This window comes from uncultured Idiomarina sp., from assembly GCF_964010655.1.
GTDB classification, from domain to species: domain Bacteria; phylum Pseudomonadota; class Gammaproteobacteria; order Enterobacterales; family Alteromonadaceae; genus Idiomarina; species Idiomarina baltica.
Genome location: NZ_CAXGLS010000075.1, coordinates 1 through 4,730, shown reverse-complemented (window position 1 = coordinate 4,730; position 4,730 = coordinate 1). Strand labels below are relative to the sequence as shown.

Here is a 4,730-nt window from a genome sequence, read left to right as displayed (position 1 = left end):
CATCGTACGTCGCGCCTTTGGCGCGACATCAAATATCGCCCCGTGCGCAAAATGCGCACGCTACGTCGGTGGTTGATACCGCCACCATCGTACGTCGCGCCTTTGGCGCGACATCAAATATCGCCCCGTGCGCAAAATGCGCACGCTACGTCGGTGGTTGATACCGCCACCATCGTACGTCGCGCCTTTGGCGCGACATCCGATGCCGGCCCGTGTACGATATCATCATCGTCGTACGTCGCGCCTTTGGCGCAACATCAAATTTATCGGAGACAACAATGAAAATTTATTTAATGACCGCATTGCTTGCTTTGGTTATGCCGGCGCAACTTTTAGCCAATACCCAGCAACAAGCCGACACCACGATTAAATACCATACCAACGTTGTCTTCCAACCCAACGATTCGCGCTTCACAGCCGACACAACACTCACGATCCCAGCAGAAAAACTGACGCACCAAACGATCGCCCTATTGCTCAGCAAACAACAGTCAGTGACCGAAATATCCGGCGCACAGCTCGCATCCTCAAATATCGAGTCATCACCTCGCGTGCCACCTTGGAACCGCATTACACTGAACTTTAAAAAAACCGGTCAAAGCAATTATAAGGTCAAGCTAAAATACAGCGGCGCGATCAATGCGGAAGCTGGGCACGGCAACTATATTAACGCACAAGGCGCGCACTTAAGTCTCGATTCGGCATGGCATCCGTTTATTGCTGATTTTGCGACTAAAATGACGGGGACGCTTGCACTCACCGTCCCCTCCAATTGGCGCGTCTACTCGCCTGGACAGCAAGAGAGACCGACCCAAGACACCGTCATGATTCGCAACCAAATGCCTGCGATTGATGTTGTATTATTTGCTCAGCAATCTCCTAAAGTCATAACAACCGAGCATGTAGAGGTGATTTACCAAGGCATTGACGCACAACAAGCACAACATCTAGCCGATGACGCTACTCAGTGCCTCACCTCTCTGAACGCTACAATGCGTGCAGAAAATACACTCGATCATGCCGATTTAATTATTCTTGACCGCAGCGGACCCAGCTTTGCACGTGGGCCCTACATATCAATGAGTAAAAGTAGCCTTTCCTCTCGGGAGGCGGACTATCAATACATCTGCCACGAACTCGCACACAACTGGACCCCCTTTGCGGATGCCATGTCTCATGACTATTGGATGATGGAGTCATTTGCTGAGTACATTTCCGCACAACAGCTCAAACAACGCTTTGGCAAAGAGGCCTACGCCGATGCTGTTAAACGTTGGCAAAACTTAGCGAAAGGCGTCGAGTTTGTATGGCGTTCAGATGACCCCAAACGAGCCTCCCATCGCGTCAACTATGGGTTAGGCCCTTTACTGCTTAAGCGGCTTGCCGATCGCATGGGGGCTGATAATTTTGAGCAATTGTTGGCGTGGTATACGGCTCATGAGGTAACGCAAACTGAACAATTGCTTAATAAAATCGGGGCGCTGACCTCCAAGGAAACGCAGGTTTGGTTCACGCAGCAACTGGCTCAAAAAAAACCATAAATCACAGTCTCGTGCGCAAAATGCGCACGCTACGTCGGTGACCGATATTACCGGCATCGTACGTCGCGCCTTTGGCGCGACATCAAATATCGCCCCGTGCGCAAAATGCGCACGCTGACTTTATTTTTGCCCCGAAAAATGCACAATACTGACCTTATGCTCAAATAACTGGAATCCACCATGGCAAAGCAACAAAGCATCGTGCTTGAAGCACCCACCGAATCAAATAAAGTCTTACTGCACTCGTGCTGTGCCCCCTGCGCGGGCGACGTCATGCAAAGAATGGTGGATGCCGGTATCGATATCACCATCTTCTTCTACAATCCGAATATTCACCCTGAAAAGGAGTATTTGATTCGCAAAGAAGAGAACATTCGCTTTGCCGAGAAGTTGGGCATTCCGTTTATTGATGCCGATTACGACAGCCAAAACTGGTTTGAGCGTGTGCGTGGTTTAGAGTGGGAACCAGAACGGGGCGAACGTTGCACGGTTTGCTTTGATATGCGATTTGAACGCACCGCCCTGTACGCTCATGAGCACGGTTTTGACGTCATTACGAGCTGTTTGGGAATCTCGCGTTGGAAGAACATGCAACAAATCAACGACTGTGGCGAACGCGCAGCCGCTCGCTACGATGATGTGACATACTGGACATTCAACTGGCGCAAGCAAGGGGGGTCCAGCAGGATGGTAGAGCTGGCAAAACGCGAACGGTTTTACCAGCAAGAATACTGCGGATGTATCTATTCCTTGCGCGACACCAACCGATGGCGAGTCAAAAACGACCGCAAACGCATCGAAATCGGCGTCCAATATTACGGCTAGGCCGCCCCGCCTGTCGACGTACGCCGGTGGTTGATACCGCCAGCATCGTACGTCGCGCCTTTGGCGCGACATCAAATATCGTCACGTGCGCAAAATGCGCACGCTACGTTACCGTTTCAATTCGCCCGAAGACGACTCGATATGCGCACGGACAAACCACTGGAACTGTTCTAAGTCGCCGAGCTGACCTGTCAGCATATCCTCTGACACCGGATCAATCTCGCTCAGCTCATCAATGGCTTTGCGGTGGTCACCATTGACGCCATTGTAGACCTTATCCAGTTCGGATAAATGTTCAGCTACAAGCCCTTTGCCGATTGAATAATCTTTCCAAGAGCGCTTTCTCACAACCGCCTCTGGCGTTCCTTCAGGTACACCACCTAAGGTCGCGATTCGCTCTGCAATGGTGTCTGTCATTTCACGCACCGCATCAACCTGCGGATCAAGCATTTCATGCACACCTATGAAATTCGGACCCACCACATTCCAGTGAACATGTTTCAAAGTCAGTTGAAGGTCGATAAGCGCAACCAAGCGGTCATCGAGCAGAGCGATAGCCTTTTGAGCAGCATCCTCTTTCAAACCCGGAGCAGTAAATCCAGCGACTTTTGCATTCTCAGTATTGCTCATTATTCCTCCTTCCTTTAAATTCCATTCACCTATACCTACGGCATCACCTGCCGATTGGATCGGTCCCGTAGCGTGCGCATTTTGCGCACGGGCGGGATTCGATGTCGCGCACGATAATTGCTTTTAATCAACCCCACCCCATATAATAATTACAGGCAAACGTTATAAATATATTAAAAAAATAAACAGGGTTTGGTAAAACATGAAGTATGCACTCATATGTCTATCGCTTTTTATAAGCTCCGCAATCAGCGCAAACGAACTAATTATCGTTAACTCAGTCCACCAAGCGTCAGCAAAGTACAAAGCCGTCGATCTCTATAACTATATAAAATCTGTTGAGCCCGATGCGTTGCTCACTGAGGGTAGTGAATCAATGTTTAATGACGATGGAAGTATTTCTGAAGATACATCGGGACTTGAAGTTGAGGCATACCGGCTTTTAGAAAATAACGGCAACACGCCTATCATCAACGTATCAATGGAAAACCGCAACGAGAGAATGAAAGAAATAGACTACAGCAACACCTTAACCAAAACATTTCAGTTGCTACAAAAGAAATTTCAGGCTGATGAGTTAAAAAATCCGGCCTTGTTTAACGAGATAATGAATTCGTTTTTTGGTCGACGGAGCTGCATGATGGACTCATCATTGGCAGAGATAAATTCCGAAACCTGCGTCACTGCATTCGAAAAAAATAATGATGCAATCTTTAATAAAATGACATCGCTATTAGAACAAACACCGTCGCTATCAAGCGAATTAAACCAATGGAAAAAAATCGTCGACTTTCATAATGAAAGACACACAGCGCTTGTGAAAAATGTGAACGAACATGTGTGCAAAGATACGCAAGAGACATATGTACTCGTTTTAGGAGCCATGCATTTTTCCGAAGTGAAACGCATGTTGAGCGAATCAAGCTGTGATTTTTCAATTGCTACATATTCAGAAGCATAATGTAGCGTGCGCATTTTGCGCACGGAGATCTGATGTCGCGCACAATGCGCGACCTACATACCGTATGCTTCTTCGAGCAGCTTTTTATATGTGCTCAGGGTCGACATGTTCATTTCAGCACGTCGCTCGTCAACGGTTTCTGGGTCTTTAATGGGTTCAAACATGATTTCTCCCGAAACCACTCTAGCCTGAGTACCGTAAATTTGCTGTTTTCCATCGCGTACATAAACACGGTCCGTAAGCAAAGCCACTTGTTCACCCGAAATACCTTCATCAGCCAAATAAGATTGCTTTATTTTTGGCAGCATTCTTTTTTGAAACTCTGTATCAGGTGAATGCTGAATAATTAAAAAAGCGGCACTAACACCCTTTTTTCCCACTTGTTCTGAGTTAACCCACCCTTTTTTTGCAAAGATCTCTTTCAGTCTTTCTGTATTTTTTTTATCGACATTAGCAAGTTTATCAAGCAAAGCTCGGGGCGCATTAGACCAACCCGCTTCTCCCACTTCCTGACGAATAGACTGGTCAACTCTAGCCATATTAACCAGCTCACTTTGTAAATTTGGATTGCTTTGAGCATCCACAAGCAACGGAAACAAAGATATTAAAATCAAAACTAAACGCATATAAAAAGCCTCCATTTTCACAAGCCATGATGAGACACGAACCAATATCAAGCCTGGGCGCGTGAGGGCCAACCCATCGTCGCGCACAATGCGCGACCTACAACACCGGCGTAACGTGCGCCTTTGGCGCACGGGGACAAACCCAAC

General features: G+C 47.6%; 5 protein-coding genes. 3 read left to right on the top strand and 2 right to left on the bottom strand.

Translation table 11 applies throughout. From position 1 onward, the window contains the following. Positions 1–278 precede the first annotated feature (278 nt). Positions 279–1,541 carry a M1 family aminopeptidase gene (locus ABNS04_RS12040; protein ID WP_348671560.1) on the top strand — a complete coding sequence of 421 codons (1,263 nt, stop codon included), beginning with the start codon at positions 279–281 and terminating at the stop codon, positions 1,539–1,541. A gap of 180 nt (positions 1,542–1,721) precedes the next feature. Next, complete coding sequence (locus tag ABNS04_RS12035; protein ID WP_006955007.1) at positions 1,722–2,366, top strand: epoxyqueuosine reductase QueH; 645 nt, start codon at positions 1,722–1,724, stop codon at positions 2,364–2,366. 108 nt (positions 2,367–2,474) lie between these two features. Here the strand turns inward: ABNS04_RS12035 and dps are convergent, their stop codons facing one another. Next, positions 2,475–2,996, bottom strand: coding sequence for a DNA starvation/stationary phase protection protein Dps (gene dps / locus ABNS04_RS12030; RefSeq protein ID WP_040487759.1), 522 nt, complete (start codon positions 2,994–2,996; stop codon positions 2,475–2,477). 202 nt (positions 2,997–3,198) lie between these two features. Here dps and ABNS04_RS12025 point away from each other — a divergent pair, with 202 nt between their 5' ends. Further along, positions 3,199–3,957, top strand: coding sequence for a hypothetical protein (locus tag ABNS04_RS12025; protein WP_348671558.1), 759 nt, complete (start codon positions 3,199–3,201; stop codon positions 3,955–3,957). A 53-nt stretch (positions 3,958–4,010) separates the two neighbouring features. Here ABNS04_RS12025 and ABNS04_RS12020 read toward each other — a convergent pair whose 3' ends face one another. Then, a complete protein-coding gene (locus tag ABNS04_RS12020; RefSeq protein WP_040487757.1) occupies positions 4,011–4,583 on the bottom strand; it encodes a DUF6624 domain-containing protein in 573 nt (190 codons plus the stop codon). Between the last annotated feature and the right edge of the window lie 147 nt (positions 4,584–4,730).

Coding starts and splice junctions, on each gene's coding strand:
- ABNS04_RS12025 (WP_348671558.1), top strand. CDS start 3,199: ATGAAGTATGCACTCATATGTCTATCGCTTTTTATAAGCTCCGCAATC.
- ABNS04_RS12040 (WP_348671560.1), top strand. CDS start 279: ATGAAAATTTATTTAATGACCGCATTGCTTGCTTTGGTTATGCCGGCG.
- dps (WP_040487759.1), bottom strand. CDS start 2,996: ATGAGCAATACTGAGAATGCAAAAGTCGCTGGATTTACTGCTCCGGGT.
- ABNS04_RS12020 (WP_040487757.1), bottom strand. CDS start 4,583: ATGCGTTTAGTTTTGATTTTAATATCTTTGTTTCCGTTGCTTGTGGAT.
- ABNS04_RS12035 (WP_006955007.1), top strand. CDS start 1,722: ATGGCAAAGCAACAAAGCATCGTGCTTGAAGCACCCACCGAATCAAAT.